This is a genomic window from Parasphingorhabdus marina DSM 22363 (assembly GCF_900128895.1).
GTDB lineage: Bacteria > Pseudomonadota > Alphaproteobacteria > Sphingomonadales > Sphingomonadaceae > Parasphingorhabdus > Parasphingorhabdus marina.
The window spans coordinates 169,632-184,809 of record NZ_FSQW01000002.1; the positions used below are offsets into that span (position 1 = coordinate 169,632).

Below are 15,178 nucleotides of genomic sequence, written 5' to 3' on the forward strand. Positions count from 1 at the left end.
ATTTGCTGATCGCCATCTTCACCCTGCTGCTGGGCTTTGTTGTGCTGATTGTCGGCGGCGAACTGCTCGTGCGCGGTGCGGTCCGGGTGGCGGAAAAGGCCGGAATGTCGCAGCTTCTGATCGGTCTGACGATTGTCGGTTTCGGCACGTCTGCACCGGAGCTGGTGGCGAGTGTCGAAGCGGCACGGGCCGGGTCTCCCGGCATTGCCTGGGGCAATGTTGTCGGGTCGAACCTGGCCAACAGCCTGCTGATCCTGGGTACGGCGTCCCTGATCCTGCCAATGATGGTCCCGCGCGGTCCGTTGGGGCGGGACGGCGGCCTGGCGTTTGCCGCCACCATCGTGCTGTGGCTGGTGGCCACAACATCGGGCACCACGGTTTTGTTCGGTGCGGCGTTTCTGGCGCTGCTGACAGCCTATCTGATCTACGCCTACTGGGTCGAGCGCACGCGGCCGGTTGGTGCCAGTGCATTGCATGAAAAAGCCGAAGCTCTGGAGGTGACCGATACCCATCTGCACGATGAACAGCCGCTGTGGCGAGCCATTCTGGTGCTGCTGGCGGGTATCGTGCTGATCGTCGCCGGTGGCCGGTGGCTGGTCGAAGGCGCAGTAGATCTGGCGCGACTGCTGGGTATGAGCGAAGCGGTGATCGGCCTGACCGTTATCGCCATCGGGACGTCGCTGCCGGAACTGGTGACCTCGGTCATCGCCGCTTACAAGGGAGCGAGCGCGGTTGCCCTCGGCAATGTGCTGGGTTCCAATATCTTCAACCTGCTGCTCATAGGCGGGGTGACCGCCGTAATCGCGCCAGGATCCATCCCGCCCGAAATTGCCGGCTATGGGCTGCCCTTGCTGATTGTGGCGTCTGCCGTTTTGCTGATCTTTGCCATTACCGGCCGCCGGATCAGCCGCTGGGAAGGGGCCATCCTGCTGACTCTCTATATCGCGCAACTGATCTACAACCTCGTTGCTGTCTGAGTTTGTGCTGGACAAGCTGGACGCTTGTTTGACCTCTTGACAATTTCTTATAATTCGATATTACTGGAAATATGGAAATTAAAGATACATTATCGGCCGTTTCTGCCCTTTCAGCACTGGCTCAGGATCATCGCCTCGCGATTTTTCGGTTGCTCGTTCAGGCCGGATCGTCAGGTCTGCCGGCAGGGCGGATCGCCGAGATGCTCGACCTGCCGGCCAGCTCGCTGTCCTTCCATCTGTCCCATTTGAAAAATGGCGGCATGATCCGGGATGAGCGGGAAGGGCGGTCGATTATCTACCGGGCAGATTTTGACGCGATGAATGCGCTGATGGCGTTTCTGCTGGAAAATTGCTGTGCGGGCGAAGCCTGCCTGCCCGGCAGCCAGCAAGAGGCATTGAAGGAGACAATATCATGACAAGGTTTCATCTGAATCTGAAAGTTGCGGACCTGGAAAAGTCCCGCGAGTTTTACAGCCACCTGTTCGGAGCCGAACCCGCGGTGGTGAAACCCGACTATGTCAAGTGGATGCTGGATGATCCCTTCATCAACTTTTCAATCGAGCCGGGCACCGGGGACACCGGTATCGCCCATGTCGGGCTGCAGGCCGAAAATCCCGATGAATTGCGGGCAATTTACGATCGCGTGCAAGACGCGGCAGGACCCCGCTTCGAAGAAGGCGAGACGACCTGCTGCTATGCATCATCAGAGAAAAACTGGACCAGCGATCCGGACGGCGTGATCTGGGAAGCCTTTCATACCGAAGGGCAGGTCACCCATTATGGCAAGGTGCCCGAGATGGGCAAAATGTCTGATCCGACCTCCTGCTGTCTGAGCTGACGCGGTCAATCATGTGGGGCTTTTCGCTGGCGCAAAAGCTGGGCGCCGAGGCGCTCGGATCGTTTTTTCTGTTCGCGACCGTCGTGGGGTCCGGAATCATGGCCGAAACACTGGCGGGCGGCAATGTCGCTATCGCCTTGCTCGGAAACACGCTGGCGACGGGCGCCATATTGTTCGTGCTGATCGCGATCCTGGCGCCCATTTCGGGTGCCCATTTCAACCCCGCTGTCACCCTGGTCATGTTCCTGCGCAAGCAATTGCCGATATCTGCTGCCGTGCTGTTTGTAATGGCGCAACTGGCGGGCGGGTTGATCGGAGTCTGGTCGGCCCATGTCATGTTTGACATGCCGGTCGTTCAGTTCAGCGAAAAAGTCCGGACGGGCAATGGCCAGTGGCTGGGTGAACTGATTGCCACTTTCGGCTTGATATTCACGATATTGGGTACCGTCCGATTTCGACCCGAATGGGTGGCACCGGCAGTGGGGCTCTACATTTCCGCCGGATACTGGTTCACGAGTTCAACCAGCTTCGCCAATCCGGCGATTACGGTGGGCCGGGCATTTTCCAACAGTTTTGCAGGCATCGCGCCGGAACATGTCGCCGGGTTCGTGATCGCCCAGTTTGCGGGTGCCATTCTTGCCTGGGCGCTGGCGATCTGGCTATTCGAGCCAAAAACCTCGGCAACGCAATCTTCCGTTGCAAAATAGGGAATCAGTCCCTAAATAGCAGTCATCCCGACATGGTGAGAAGTGAAGGGGCTGGCGCCGAAAGGGGCCGGCGGTTTTAGCCTTTGTGCAATAGACTGGAAGATTTTTGGCCGACCTGAACACACTTGAACAGCTGATCGAACCGGAAGCGACCGCTTTGGGTTTCGATCTTGTGCGCGTTCAGTTTGTCGCAGGTGCGGACGAGCTGACGCTGCAGGTCATGGCCGAGCGTCCGGAAACGGGCCAGCTCAACATTGATGACTGCGCGGCATTGTCCCGGCGGATTTCGGAGAAGTTTGACGAGATCGATCCCATTGCCGAAGCCTATCGCCTGGAAGTCAGTTCTCCCGGGATTGACCGACCTCTGACCCGGGCGAAGGACTATGCCAACTGGGCAGGGCATGAAGCTCGGATCAACCTGATCGAGGCTGTGGACGGCAAAAAACAGCTACGCGGCTTGCTGGCTGGCGCAGAAGGTGAGATAATAGCGATTGACGATCGCAAGTCTGGGCGTCAGGAGACGGCTCTGTCGAACGTGCATAGCGCGAAACTGATTCTGACCGATGCCCTTATTGCCGCAACCGTGCCGGTATCCCCGGACGGAGCGGACGAGATTGAAGAAGATACTCTAGTAGAAGAACAGGAAGATTAATCATGGCCAGTGCCATTTCTGCAAACAAGGCTGAACTGCTTGCGATCGCCAATGCGGTTGCATCGGAAAAGATGATCGACAAGGAAATCGTTGTCGAAGCGATGGAAGAGGCGATCCAGAAAGCCGCCCGTGCCCGCTATGGCGCGGAGAACGACATTCGCGCCAAGCTCGACGTGCAGACCGGTGACCTGCGCTTGTGGCGGGTTGTCGAAGTGGTCGAAGAAGTCGAGGACTATTTCAAGCAGGTCGACCTGAAACAAGCGGAAAAGCTGGAAAAAGGTTCGAAAGTTGGCGACTTTATTGTGGATCCGCTGCCCGCTGTTGATCTGGGCCGGATTGATGCCCAGTCGGCCAAGCAGGTGATCTTTCAGAAAGTCCGCGATGCAGAACGCGAGCGGCAGTTCGAGGAATTCAAGGACCGTGCCGGCGAAATCATAACTGGTGTCGTGAAATCCGTGGAATTCGGTCATGTGGTTGTGGATCTGGGCCGGGCCGAAGGTGTTATTCGCCGGGATCAGCAGATTCCCCGTGAAGCTGCCCGGGTCGGTGACCGTGTTCGTGCGCTGATCCTGAACGTGCGCCGCGAAAACCGCGGACCGCAGATTTTCCTGTCTCGCGCACATCCCGATTTCATGAAACTGCTCTTCGCACAGGAAGTGCCGGAAATTTATGACGGCATTATCGAAATCAAGGCCGCCGCCCGTGATCCCGGAAGCCGGGCAAAAATCGGTGTGATCAGCCAGGACAGCTCGATCGATCCGGTCGGCGCCTGTGTCGGCATGAAGGGTAGCCGTGTGCAGGCCGTGGTTCAGGAAATGCAGGGCGAGAAAATCGACATCATTCCCTGGTCCGACGATATTGCAACTTTCGTCGTCAACGCATTGCAGCCGGCAACCGTCAGCCGGGTGCTGATTGACGAAGAGGAAGGCCGCATCGAAGTGGTTGTTCCCGATGACCAGCTGAGTCTCGCCATTGGTCGCCGCGGACAGAATGTCCGTCTTGCGTCGCAGCTGACCGGACTCGCCATCGACATCATGACCGAAGCGGACAGCAGCGAGAAGCGCCAGGCCGAATTCGCCCAGCGCACCGCGATGTTCCAGGAAGATCTCGATGTCGACGAAACCCTGTCGCAGCTTCTGGTGGCCGAAGGTTTCAGCGAAATGGAAGAGGTCGCCTATGTCGCTCCGGAAGAGCTTTCCGGCATCGAAGGATTTGATGAGGAACTGGCAGCCGAGCTGCAAAGCCGGGCTCTCGAAGCACTGGAACGGCGCGAACAGGCGGCAAAGGCTGAACGGACCGAGCTGGGCGTCGAGGATGCGATTGCCGAACTGCCGTACATGACCGAAGCCATGCTGGTGACACTGGGCAAGGCCGGACTCAAGACGCTGGACGATGTTGCCGATCTGGCAACGGACGAGCTGGTGCTCAAGCGCAAGGCCGAACCGCGGCGTCGCAATGACAATCGCAAGCCGGAACCCGATGGTGTGCTGGCCGAATATGGTCTGACCGAAGAGCAGGGCAATGAAATTATCATGGCCGCTCGTGCGCACTGGTTCGAGGACGAGGAAGACCCGGCACCCGCAGCGGAAGCTGCGCCAGCCGATGCGGAAAACGGGGAGGACGCGAATGCGGAAGCTCCCCAATGAGACGCGCTCTGAAACTCTAGATCGCGTACCACACCGTAAATGCATATTGACCGGGGAGAGTTCTCCCGCGGAGCAACTGGTACGTCTGGCGCTGGGGCCGGATAATCAGGTCGCACCCGATATCCGGGAAAAAGCACCTGGCCGTGGCGCGTGGATCGGGGTCGATCGGACTGCACTTGAAAATGCGCACGCCAGGGGCCAGCTAAAGGCAGCGCTGGCACGGGCCTTCAAGGACGGAAAGCTTGATATTCCCGACGATCTCGCCGAGCAGGTGGAGCGCGGTCTGGAGCGGGCAACGCTGGACCGATTGGGCCTCGAGGCGCGTGGTGGCAGCCTGCTTACCGGTTCCGAAAAAATCGCCAATGCGGCACGTCAGGGAGATATTGTTCTTCTGCTGCACGCGGCCGATGCGGGGCAGGATGGTTCCGGGAAACTGGATCAGGCATGGCGCGTGGGATCAGACCGTGAAGGCGACAAGCTGCGCGGTGTGATATTGCCGGTGGACCGACAGGGCCTTTCTGTGGCATTGGGCCGTCAGAATGTGGTGCATATCGGAATAACCGACAAGCGCGCAGCGGGGCGTGTTTCGCACATGCTGAACAGATGGCGTCACTTTATCGGTTCCGGCGGAGCGGATGATGAAGTGCCCCGGAAGGTTGCGTGAGTGGTTGTTCGAGTTTTGAGTACCAAATTCAAATTGATGATTAAGGATTAAGTCTGTTCGATGAGTGATAATACAAAAGATACGCCAAAACCTGCACGCAAGCCTCTGGGGCTGAAGCGTTCGGTGGAGCCTGGCGAGGTCAAGCAGACGTTTAGCCACGGCCGCACCAACAAGGTCGTTGTGGAAGTCAAGCGGCGCAAGCTGGTAGGCAAGCCCGGCGCACAGGAACCTGCGAAGGAAGTCAAGAAGGAGGCTCCGGCCCCCGCACCGGCGCCTGTGGAAGAGAAAAAGCCTGCTCCGGCTCCGAAGCAGGACGATGTCCTCACACGTCAGGAAATGCAGGCCAAGCTTCTGCGTGAAGCGGAAGAGGCCCGTCTCGCAGCCATGGAAGAAGCGCGCAAGCGTGATGCCAAGGCGAAAAAGGACCAGACGGAAGAAGAGAAACGGCGCGCCGAAGAAAATCGCAAGGCGGAGGAAGAAGCTGCTCGCAAGGCTGCCGAAGAGATCGCCGCTGCCGAAAAAGCGGCAGCCGATGCTTCTGCCGCCGCCGAAGCCGAAAAGACCGACGCTCCGGCCGCCAAATCCAGTGCGCATCCGCCAGCGCGGAAGTTCACGCCCGTGGAATCGCCGAAGCGGCCCAAGCCGGACAAATCCAAACCGGGACGTTCGGACCGTGGCGATCGCCGCCAGTCCGGCAAGCTGACCGTCAACCGGGCTCTCGCTGGCGAAGATGGTGCGGCACGCGCGCGGTCGCTGGCTGCGCTGAAACGGGCGCGCGAGAAAGAAAAGCGGGCGGCCATGTCGGGTCAGCCGCGTGAGCCGCGAGAGAAGCAGGTTCGCGATGTTGTCGTTCCGGAAGCGATTACCGTGCAGGAACTGTCCAAGCGTATGGGCGAGAAGGGCGCTGACCTTGTGAAATCCCTGTTCAACATGGGATCCATGGTGACGGTGAATCAAACCATCGATCAGGATACTGCGGAACTGCTCGTCGAGGAATTCGGTCACCGTATTCAGCGCGTGTCCGAATCCGATGTCGAAATCGATACCGAGGCAGATGTCGATCCGGAAGAAACCCTCAAGCCGCGGCCTCCGGTCGTGACCATCATGGGCCATGTCGATCATGGCAAGACGTCGCTGCTCGATGCCCTGCGTGGCACCGATGTGGTGGCTGGCGAAGCGGGCGGAATTACCCAGCATATCGGCGCCTACCAGGTGAAGATGAAGAATGGCGACAAGGTCACCTTCCTCGATACGCCGGGCCATGAAGCCTTTACCAGCATGCGCTCGCGTGGCGCCAATGTAACGGATATCGTCATTTTGGTGGTGGCTGCGGATGACGGCCTGATGCCGCAGACGATCGAGGCGATCAATCACACCAAGGCGGCGGAAGTCCCGATGATTGTGGCGATCAACAAGATCGACAAGGAAGGCGCGGATCCGACCCAGGTGCGGACCCGTCTGCTGGAACATGAAGTGATTGTCGAGGAAATGTCCGGTGACGTGCAGGATGTCGAAGTGTCGGCTCTGAAGAAGACCAATCTCGACGAGCTGATGGAGAAAATCCATCTGCAGGCAGAACTGCTGGAACTGAAGGCGCGTCCGGACCGGGCCGCCGAAGCGATTGTCGTCGAAGCCAAGCTCGACAAGGGCCGGGGCCCGGTGGCGACGGTTCTGGTCCAGCGCGGGACGCTGAAACGCGGCGATGTGTTTGTTGTCGGTTCGCAAACCGGTAAAGTCCGGGCAATGATCGACGACAAGGGTGCGCAGCCCAAGGAAGCCGGTCCTTCGGTTCCGGTGGAAGTTCTTGGCCTGTCGGGTGTTCCGTCCGCAGGTGACAAACTCACCGTGGTCGAGAATGAGGCCCGTGCCCGCGAAGTTGCGGCCTATCGTGCGGAGCAGGAAAAACTGCAGCGCACAACGCAGGCACCGACCTCGCTGGAGAACATGTTCTCCGCCGCCGCCGACAGCGCAGTGGAATTCCCGCTGCTCGTCAAGGCGGATGTCCAGGGCTCAACCGAGGCCATTGTCCAGGCGCTCAACAAGATTTCCAACGATGATATCAAGGTCCGTATCTTGCACAGCGGCGTGGGCGCGATCACCGAAAGTGACGTGACGCTGGCCGCTGCCAGCAATGCGCCGATTATCGGCTTCAACGTCCGTCCCAATGCCAAGGCGCGGGAAATCGCCAAGCGCGATGGTGTGCGGCTCAAATATTTTGACATTATCTACGACCTGACCGACGAAATTCGCGCGGAAATGGCCGGGGAGCTGGGTCCCGAAAAGATCGAGAATGTCATGGGCCGGGCCGAGGTCAAGGAAGTGTTCAAGTCTGGCAAGAAGGACAAGGCCGCTGGTCTGCTGGTCACCGAAGGTGCCCTGCGCAAAGGCCTGTTCGCGCGCCTGACCCGCGAAGACGTGATTGTCAGCAAGACAACCATCGCCTCGCTGCGCCGGTTCAAGGACGATGTCGATGAAGTTCGAGCTGGCATGGAATGTGGTGCGGTGCTCGAAGACACCAACGACATCAAGCCGGGCGACATGCTGGAAGTCTTTGAAGTCGAAGAGAAAGAGCGGGTTCTGTAATTCCCCTCCCGTTTACGGGAGGGGTTAGGGGAGGGCCAGTGCCCTCCTCGGACAATCCCTCCCCCGACCCCTCCCGCAAGCGGGAGGGGGGAGATACTGCATATGGCCAAATATAACGACACATCTCCCGAAGGCCGCTCGGTGCGCCTTCTCCGCGTGGGCGAGCAGGTGCGGCATATTCTGTCCGAGCTGCTGATGCGCGGCGAGGTGCATGACGAGGTGCTGACCAGCAGCAGCGTCAGCGTCACCGAGGTCCGGATGTCGCCTGACTTGCGCCATGCGACGGTTTTTGTGAAACCGCTGCTCGGCACCGACGAGGCCGACATCATCAAGGCGCTGAGAACCAACACCGCCTGGTTCCAGAAGCAGGTCGCGAGCCGGATCAAGATGAAATATGCCGCGAAGCTGAAATTCCTCGCGGACGAAAGTTTCGACGAAGCCGCCCATATCGAGTATCTGCTGAGCAACCCGAAAGTCGCCCAGGATCTGGATGGAACCGAAGGCACGGAATGAGCCTTCAATTGTGACCGGCTGCGTCAGCATTTCCCGCCTTTCACCTCTGCCATGTTGTTGATAGACAGATCAAATGGCCAAGCTCTATTTCTATTACAGCTCGATGAATGCGGGCAAATCGACGACCTTGTTGCAGGCGGATTTCAACTATCGCGAGCGCGGTATGCGGACGATGGTATGGACCGCACATCTGGATGACCGCGATGATGCCGGGTGGATCAACTCCCGTATTGGTCTCAGGAAAAAGGCGAATCTCTTTGACGATCAGACCGACATGCTGGCCGATATCAGCGCATTGCACGAGGAGGCTCCGCTGGACTGCGTGCTGATCGACGAGGCGCAGTTTCTAACCAAGGACCAGGTGTTCCAGCTGGCCCTGGTTTGTGACCAGCTCAAGATCCCTGTGCTCGCCTATGGGCTCCGTACGGATTTTCAGGCGGCGCTGTTCCCGGGTAGTGCGCAATTGCTGGCGATTGCGGACGAACTGGTGGAGCTCAAGGCCGTCTGTGAATGCGGCAGCAAATCGACGATGAACATGCGGGTCGATGAAAAAGGCAATCCCGTGCTGGCCGGGGAACAGACCGAAATTGGCGGCAATGAGCTCTATATCGCCCTGTGCCGCAAGCATTTTATGGAACGGCTCAATGGCTGAACTTTTACAGGTCCTCGAATGTGGACCCGTGCGGCTGGAACCACTGCAGCAACATCATCTGGAGCCGCTGCGGGCGGCCTGCGCGGAAGATCAGGAGATATGGGAGATTTATCCGGTATCGATGCTGGACGAAAATTTCGACAAGGCGATGCGGGCTTTTCATGACCTCAAGAGCTGGGCGCAATTTGCCGTGATCAATACCGAAACCGGTCAGGTGGTCGGCATGACCAATTATATCAATCCGGACATGACCACGAAAGTTACCGAGATTGGCGGGACCTATATCGCACCTTCCGTTCGGGGCAGTGGCTTTAACGAAGTGATGAAGAAGCTGATGATCGATCATGCCTTTGCCAGCGGCTTTACCCGGATCGAATTCCGCGTCGATACCCGCAACAAGCGCTCCATGGCGGCCGTCCTGAAGCTCGGCGCCAAGCACGAGGGCACATTGCGGAAAAACCGGATCACCTGGACCGGATATGTCCGGGATACGGCGGTTTTCGGATTGCTGAAAGACGAGTGGAATCATTGAAACCCCATGGCTGGATCATTCTCGACAAGCCGCTCGAGCTGGGGTCGACCCAGGCCGTCGGGGCGGTGAAACGCAATTTGCGGGAGGCCGGCCTGCTCGGAAAGGGCAAAGACAAGCTGAAAGTCGGGCATGGCGGGACACTGGATCCCTTGGCGACCGGGGTGTTGCCGATCGCCATTGGTGAGGCGACCAAGCTGTGCGGGCGAATGCTGGATGCCACCAAGGTCTATGAATTCACCATCGCGTTCGGCAGTGAGACCGATACGCTTGATGCTGAAGGAGAGGTGACCGAAACGTCCGAACATCGGCCGACGCTCGCGGAAGTAGATGCGGTTTTACCGCAGTTCACCGGGGAAATTGAACAGATTCCACCCAGATATTCGGCGCTGAAGATTGATGGCCAGCGCGCCTATGACCTGGCCCGGGCCGGGGAAGAGGTGGAGATGAAGATGCGGCGGGTGAAAGTGTTTTCGCTGTCTGTTTGTCATGCTGAACTTGCTCCGGCATCCGTTTCTCCTCAAGCGCCGTCAAGAGATGAGAAGCGGACCCTGAAAGAAGTTCAGGGTGACGAAAAACTGCAATCGCTCACCCTCCGGGCCGAAGTGTCCAAAGGCACCTATATCCGTTCCCTGGCCCGCGATATTGCCGGGGAAGTGGGGACATATGGCCACGTCACCATGCTCCGCCGGACAAAGGCGGGACCATTTGCGCTCAAAGACGCGATTTCACTGGACAAACTCAATGAAATTGGTAAGGGCGCGGACATTAAAGATTATCTCTTGCCGCTTGAGGCGGGGCTGGACGACATCCCGGCTTTTGACCTCACTCCTGATCAGGCAAGACTGCTTCGGCAAGGCCAACGGCTGGACGAACGGGATTTGATCGGGAACCCCGCCATAAACGGGACTTTTCTGGCTACTGAGGAGGGATCCCCGGTTGCACTGGCAGAGTCTGTTGATGGGATCGTAAAGGTCATCCGCGGGTTTAATGTGTAAAGATGTTCGGAGGAATAATACGATTATGACGATTACCGCAGAAAAAAAGCAGGAACTGATTGAAAAATTCGCCCAGACAAAAGGTGATACCGGTTCCCCGGAAGTCCAGGTTGCGATCCTCACCGAGCGCATCGTGAACTTGACCGAGCATTTCAAGGGCCATCACAAGGACAATCACTCGCGTCGCGGGTTGCTGACGATGGTCAACAAGCGCCGCAGCTTGCTGGACTATCTCCGCAAGAAAGACGCGGATCGCTATTCCAGGCTGATCAAGGACCTTGGTCTCCGGAAATAAGAGTTTCGAAGGCGGCCCCCACTCGGGGGCCGTTTTCTTGTTGGGTGTTGCGGCAATAAGGCGGCAATGCCCGGAAAATGGGGCACAAATGACCCCGAACCGCCGCAGGACGGTATTCCTGCAACAAGTAAGCCCCCGCACTGCATAGGGCAGGCGGGACAAAGGAAAACAAGAATGTTTGATGTAAAGAAAGTAGAAATGGAGTGGGGCGGACAGACCCTCACTCTGGAAACGGGCCGGATTGCCCGTCAGGCCGACGGCGCGGTGCTCGCGACCCTCGGCGAAACGGTTGTACTGTGCGCAGTTACCGCCGCCAAATCGGTGCGTGAAGGACAGGATTTCTTCCCGCTCACCGTCCACTATCAGGAAAAATTCTCGGCTGCCGGACGTATTCCGGGCGGCTTTTTCAAGCGCGAAGGCCGCGCGACGGAAAAGGAAACGCTGACCTCGCGTTTGATTGACCGTCCGTGCCGTCCGCTGTTCCCCGAAGGTTTCTACAACGAAATCAACGTGATTTGTCAGGTTTTGAGCTATGATGGCGTCAACGAACCCGACATTCTCGCCATGGTTGCGGCTTCTGCTGCGCTGACCATTTCCGGTGTGCCCTTCATGGGTCCGATCGGCGCAGCACGTGTCGGTTACAAGGAAGGCGAATATCAGCTGAACCCGTCGATGGAAGAAGTTGCCGAAGGCGAACTCGACCTCGTTGTTGCGGCCACCCAGGGTGCCGTGATGATGGTGGAATCGGAAGCGAAAGAGCTGTCCGAAGACGTCATGCTCGGCGCTGTCGAATTTGCCCATGCTGCGTCCAAGGATGTGGCCGGCCTGATCATCGATCTGGCGGAACAGGCTGCAAAAGAGCCTTGGCAGCTCGATGCCGGCGAAGACAATAGCGATATCAAGGAAGACCTGCGCAAGCTGGTCGGTGACGATATCGCAGCGGCTTACAAGCTGACCGACAAGTCCGAGCGCAGCGATGCACTCAATGCGGCCCGCGACAAAGCCAAAGAGAAATATGCCGAAGAAGAAGGCCAGGTTCAGATGACCGCTGGCAAGATGGTCAAGAAGCTGGAAGCGGAAATCGTTCGCGGCGCGATCATCAAGGATGGCACGCGTATCGACGGTCGCAAGCTCGATCAGGTGCGCCCGATCGAAGCCATGGTTGGTCTGTTGCCGCGGACCCACGGTTCGTCGCTGTTCACGCGCGGCGAAACGCAGGCGATTGTGACGACCACGCTGGGCACCAAGGATGCCGAGCAGATGATCGATGGTCTTGACGGTCTGAGCTACAGCAATTTCATGCTGCACTATAACTTCCCGCCCTATTCGGTCGGTGAAGTGGGTCGTTTCGGCTTTACCAGCCGCCGCGAAACCGGCCACGGCAAGCTCGCATTCCGCGCGCTGCGTCCGGTACTGCCGACGGTGGAAGACTTCCCGTACACCATTCGTGTTCTCAGCGACATAACCGAGTCTAACGGTTCGTCTTCCATGGCGACAGTTTGCGGCGGTTCGCTCGCGATGATGGATGCCGGTGTGCCGCTGGCGCGTCCGGTGTCGGGCATTGCCATGGGCCTGATCCTCGAAGGCGAAGAGTTTGCGGTTCTGTCCGACATTCTCGGTGACGAGGATCATCTCGGCGACATGGACTTCAAGGTCGCGGGTACCGAACAGGGTATCACCTCGTTGCAGATGGACATCAAGGTCGCCGGTATTACCCGGGAAATCATGCAGACTGCCCTCGAGCAGGCCAATGGCGGTCGGGCGCATATCCTGGGCGAAATGTCCAAGGCGCTGAGCTCGGTCCGTACCGAAATGAGCGAGCATGCTCCGCGTATCGAAACGATGCAGATCTCGAAAGAGAAAATCCGCGACGTGATTGGTACCGGCGGCAAGGTCATTCGTGAAATCGTTGCCGAAACCGGTGCGAAGGTGGACATTGACGACGAAGGTCTGATCAAGGTCTCCTCTTCCGACAAGTCGCAAATCGAAGCCGCGGTCAAGTGGATCGAAGGCATTGTCGAAGAAGCCGAAGTCGGCAAGATCTACGAAGGCAAGGTCGTCAATCTGGTAGACTTTGGCGCATTCGTGAATTTCATGGGCGGCAAGGACGGCCTGGTTCACGTGTCCGAGATCAAGAATGAGCGTGTCGAGAAAGTCTCTGACGAGCTCAGCGAAGGTCAGGAAGTCAAGGTCAAGGTTCTCGAGATTGACCAGCGCGGCAAGGTTCGCCTGTCGATGCGGGTTGTTGATCAGGAAACCGGAGAAGAGCTGGAAGACACCCGCCCGCCGCGTGAACCGCGTGGCAAGGGCCCGCGCCGTGATGGCGGTGGTGGTCGTGGTCGCGGTCGTGATGGTGGCGGACGCGGTCGGGGCCGGGGTCGCGACAATGGCGGCGACGACAAGGGCGGTGCCGATATTCCGCTTCCGGACTCGATTACGGAAGACTAAATATCCGCACAGATACAGGGAAGGGGCGCCGTGCAGACGGGGCCCCTTTTCTTGTGCGTGAATTGCTCGCGGAATTCCGCTATAATGCTGTGGGTCAGATGATCCGTATGGCAGGAACATGTGGTCATCGGGAGGAGGATCGCCATGATTTTTCGCGGGTTTCCGATGCTGGCGGTTATTACACTGCTGGCGTGCAATCCGGTTTCGGATGATGGTGCCAGTAAGACCGAGCCCGAGGTTCGGGACTTCAACGTACAGATAATCGCCAGCGGCGCCGCTGTTAATCCTTGCCTGGAAAGTCCGGATTTGTCGGGTTTCTGGATCGCCCTCACGGCAAAGAAAGACGCTGCTGGCTTGAACCTGGACAATGCAGGAACCGTCGCGCTGGACAGCAAGGGCAAGAGCTGGAAGGCCAAATCCTTCATTCCCAAATCACCTTATGGCCATGAGATGGAACGCAGCGGTTCGATGATGGTCTGCGGGGGGTCCGGAGGGATCAAAATCGATGGAAGTGACGAGACATGGGGTTCGGTCAGCGAAAGCAATCTGACTTTTCCTCCTTCCGGAGAAGGCGAACCGCTCAACCGGATCGCATACAAGTTTCGAAAAGATGGCGGATTGGCCCTCGGTCTGTTTTTCGCAGCCCCATTTGCTGAAATTGAAGCAATTGAACTGTCCAATGGCCAACGTATTGAAAGAGAAGTCTGGCAGCGGCCCTGATCGATGATGACCGGTTGAAAAACAGGACCGGCGGTTCATTCTCGATAAAGCTGTACCGTGCAAGGTCTGCAGGACATTGTCCGGCGCCGCTTTTTTCCGTTTGTTCTTGGCGGGATCAAATCAACTGGCTAAGAGGGTCACGTTATGAAAACACAGATTTTGAAAGCGGCCTTTCTGGGCTTTTCACTCACCACATTGTCGGCCTGTGCGGCATTTGGCGGCGGCGGAGGCAGCGCCGATACGCGCTATGTCGCGCGGGATGTGAACACCCTGTACAATGCGGCGAAAGACCGGCTCGATCGCGGGCAGCACAAGATTGCGGCGGCGCTGTTCGACGAAGTGGAGCGTCAGCATCCCTATTCGCCATGGGCCCGCCGCGCGCAGCAGATGAGCGCGTTCAGCTATTATGTTGCCGGCGATTATAACAAGGCGATTGAATCCTCCCGCCGTTTTCTGTCGATTCACCCGGGCAACAAGGACGCGCCCTATGCCTATTATCTGATCGCACTCAGCTATTATGAGCAGATCAGCGATGTGACCCGGGATCAGCGAATTACCGAACAGGCTTTGGCAGCGCTTGGCGAAGTGTCCCGGCGTTATCCGAACAGCCGTTATGCTGCGGATGCGCTGCTCAAAATGGATCTGGTCAATGACCACCTTGCCGGCAAGGAAATGGAAATCGGCCGGTTCTATCAGCGTCGCGGCAAATGGCTGGCGGCCACCATCCGGTTTCGCACTGTGATCGAAAAATATCAGACCACAACCCACGCACCGGAAGCGCTGATGCGGCTGACGGAATCCTATCTGTCGCTCGGCATCCCGGCGGAAGCGAAAAAATCCGCAGCCGTGCTCGGCGCCAATTATCCCGGGTCCAAATGGTATGAACGGGCTTTTGAGCTGGTCAACAAGCACGGCGCGATCTGAATTACGGTTACGATTGTGCATGCCCCGTTGCG

Annotated in this window: 16 protein-coding genes; all 16 read left to right on the plus strand. The window is 58.1% G+C overall.

Features of this window, described 5'->3' with window-relative positions; all coding sequences use genetic code 11:
- Positions 1 to 2: 2 nt before the first annotated feature.
- The 16 genes from BUQ90_RS10380 to BUQ90_RS10455 all read left to right on the plus strand — a co-directional run bounded on the left by BUQ90_RS10380 (position 3) and on the right by BUQ90_RS10455 (position 15,146).
- Entirely contained in the window at positions 3 to 977 is a 975-nt protein-coding gene (locus BUQ90_RS10380) for a calcium/sodium antiporter (RefSeq protein WP_239447413.1), read from the plus strand.
- 71 nt (positions 978 to 1,048) lie between these two features.
- Positions 1,049 to 1,393, plus strand: coding sequence for an ArsR/SmtB family transcription factor (locus BUQ90_RS10385; protein ID WP_074205162.1), 345 nt, complete (start codon positions 1,049 to 1,051; stop codon positions 1,391 to 1,393).
- Complete coding sequence (locus BUQ90_RS10390; protein WP_074205163.1) at positions 1,390 to 1,815, plus strand: VOC family protein; 426 nt, start codon at positions 1,390 to 1,392, stop codon at positions 1,813 to 1,815. The genes BUQ90_RS10385 and BUQ90_RS10390 overlap by 4 nt, the downstream gene beginning before the upstream one ends.
- 11 nt (positions 1,816 to 1,826) lie before the next feature.
- On the plus strand, positions 1,827 to 2,522 hold the full coding sequence (locus BUQ90_RS10395; protein WP_074205164.1) for an aquaporin: 696 nt from the start codon (positions 1,827 to 1,829) through the stop codon (positions 2,520 to 2,522).
- 106 nt (positions 2,523 to 2,628) lie between these two features.
- Positions 2,629 to 3,174, plus strand: a complete 546-nt coding sequence (rimP, locus tag BUQ90_RS10400; protein WP_074205165.1) for a ribosome maturation protein RimP — start codon at positions 2,629 to 2,631, stop codon at positions 3,172 to 3,174.
- 2 nt (positions 3,175 to 3,176) lie between these two features.
- On the plus strand, positions 3,177 to 4,820 hold the full coding sequence (gene nusA / locus BUQ90_RS10405; protein ID WP_074205166.1) for a transcription termination factor NusA: 1,644 nt from the start codon (positions 3,177 to 3,179) through the stop codon (positions 4,818 to 4,820).
- The gene (locus tag BUQ90_RS10410; RefSeq protein ID WP_074205167.1) at positions 4,801 to 5,484 is read left to right on the plus strand and encodes a DUF448 domain-containing protein; all 684 of its coding nucleotides are present in this window, start codon (positions 4,801 to 4,803) and stop codon (positions 5,482 to 5,484) included. The genes nusA and BUQ90_RS10410 overlap by 20 nt, the downstream gene beginning before the upstream one ends.
- Before the next feature lie 60 nt (positions 5,485 to 5,544).
- Positions 5,545 to 8,067: a translation initiation factor IF-2 gene (gene infB, locus BUQ90_RS10415; RefSeq protein WP_074205168.1), complete on the plus strand. Its 2,523-nt coding sequence runs from the start codon at positions 5,545 to 5,547 to the stop codon at positions 8,065 to 8,067.
- A 102-nt stretch (positions 8,068 to 8,169) separates the two neighbouring features.
- Positions 8,170 to 8,580: a 30S ribosome-binding factor RbfA gene (rbfA, locus tag BUQ90_RS10420; RefSeq protein ID WP_074205169.1), complete on the plus strand. Its 411-nt coding sequence runs from the start codon at positions 8,170 to 8,172 to the stop codon at positions 8,578 to 8,580.
- 73 nt (positions 8,581 to 8,653) lie between these two features.
- On the plus strand, positions 8,654 to 9,232 hold the full coding sequence (locus BUQ90_RS10425) for a thymidine kinase (protein ID WP_074205170.1): 579 nt from the start codon (positions 8,654 to 8,656) through the stop codon (positions 9,230 to 9,232).
- Positions 9,225 to 9,764 carry a GNAT family N-acetyltransferase gene (locus BUQ90_RS10430; RefSeq protein ID WP_074205171.1) on the plus strand — a complete coding sequence of 180 codons (540 nt, stop codon included), beginning with the start codon at positions 9,225 to 9,227 and terminating at the stop codon, positions 9,762 to 9,764. Before BUQ90_RS10425 ends, BUQ90_RS10430 begins: the two co-directional genes overlap by 8 nt.
- The gene (truB, locus tag BUQ90_RS10435) at positions 9,752 to 10,759 is read left to right on the plus strand and encodes a tRNA pseudouridine(55) synthase TruB (RefSeq protein ID WP_143182838.1); all 1,008 of its coding nucleotides are present in this window, start codon (positions 9,752 to 9,754) and stop codon (positions 10,757 to 10,759) included. The genes BUQ90_RS10430 and truB overlap by 13 nt, the downstream gene beginning before the upstream one ends.
- A gap of 25 nt (positions 10,760 to 10,784) precedes the next feature.
- On the plus strand, positions 10,785 to 11,054 hold the full coding sequence (gene rpsO / locus BUQ90_RS10440; protein WP_074205172.1) for a 30S ribosomal protein S15: 270 nt from the start codon (positions 10,785 to 10,787) through the stop codon (positions 11,052 to 11,054).
- 174 nt (positions 11,055 to 11,228) lie between these two features.
- Positions 11,229 to 13,502, plus strand: coding sequence for a polyribonucleotide nucleotidyltransferase (gene pnp, locus BUQ90_RS10445; RefSeq protein WP_074205173.1), 2,274 nt, complete (start codon positions 11,229 to 11,231; stop codon positions 13,500 to 13,502).
- Positions 13,503 to 13,646: 144 nt separating this feature from the next.
- A complete protein-coding gene (locus BUQ90_RS10450) occupies positions 13,647 to 14,222 on the plus strand; it encodes a hypothetical protein (RefSeq protein ID WP_074205174.1) in 576 nt (191 codons plus the stop codon).
- A gap of 144 nt (positions 14,223 to 14,366) precedes the next feature.
- The gene (locus BUQ90_RS10455; protein WP_074205175.1) at positions 14,367 to 15,146 is read left to right on the plus strand and encodes an outer membrane protein assembly factor BamD; all 780 of its coding nucleotides are present in this window, start codon (positions 14,367 to 14,369) and stop codon (positions 15,144 to 15,146) included.
- Positions 15,147 to 15,178: the final 32 nt, after the last annotated feature.

Excerpts from the sequence above, each read along its gene's own strand:
- rbfA (WP_074205169.1), top strand. The coding sequence starts at position 8,170 with ATGGCCAAATATAACGACACATCTCCCGAAGGCCGCTCGGTGCGCCTT.
- BUQ90_RS10385 (WP_074205162.1), top strand. The coding sequence starts at position 1,049 with ATGGAAATTAAAGATACATTATCGGCCGTTTCTGCCCTTTCAGCACTG.
- BUQ90_RS10395 (WP_074205164.1), top strand. The coding sequence starts at position 1,827 with ATGTGGGGCTTTTCGCTGGCGCAAAAGCTGGGCGCCGAGGCGCTCGGA.
- BUQ90_RS10390 (WP_074205163.1), top strand. The coding sequence starts at position 1,390 with ATGACAAGGTTTCATCTGAATCTGAAAGTTGCGGACCTGGAAAAGTCC.
- rpsO (WP_074205172.1), top strand. The coding sequence starts at position 10,785 with ATGACGATTACCGCAGAAAAAAAGCAGGAACTGATTGAAAAATTCGCC.
- nusA (WP_074205166.1), top strand. The coding sequence starts at position 3,177 with ATGGCCAGTGCCATTTCTGCAAACAAGGCTGAACTGCTTGCGATCGCC.
- BUQ90_RS10450 (WP_074205174.1), top strand. The coding sequence starts at position 13,647 with ATGATTTTTCGCGGGTTTCCGATGCTGGCGGTTATTACACTGCTGGCG.
- BUQ90_RS10425 (WP_074205170.1), top strand. The coding sequence starts at position 8,654 with ATGGCCAAGCTCTATTTCTATTACAGCTCGATGAATGCGGGCAAATCG.
- BUQ90_RS10430 (WP_074205171.1), top strand. The coding sequence starts at position 9,225 with ATGGCTGAACTTTTACAGGTCCTCGAATGTGGACCCGTGCGGCTGGAA.
- BUQ90_RS10410 (WP_074205167.1), top strand. The coding sequence starts at position 4,801 with ATGCGGAAGCTCCCCAATGAGACGCGCTCTGAAACTCTAGATCGCGTA.
- infB (WP_074205168.1), top strand. The coding sequence starts at position 5,545 with ATGAGTGATAATACAAAAGATACGCCAAAACCTGCACGCAAGCCTCTG.
- BUQ90_RS10455 (WP_074205175.1), top strand. The coding sequence starts at position 14,367 with ATGAAAACACAGATTTTGAAAGCGGCCTTTCTGGGCTTTTCACTCACC.
- pnp (WP_074205173.1), top strand. The coding sequence starts at position 11,229 with ATGTTTGATGTAAAGAAAGTAGAAATGGAGTGGGGCGGACAGACCCTC.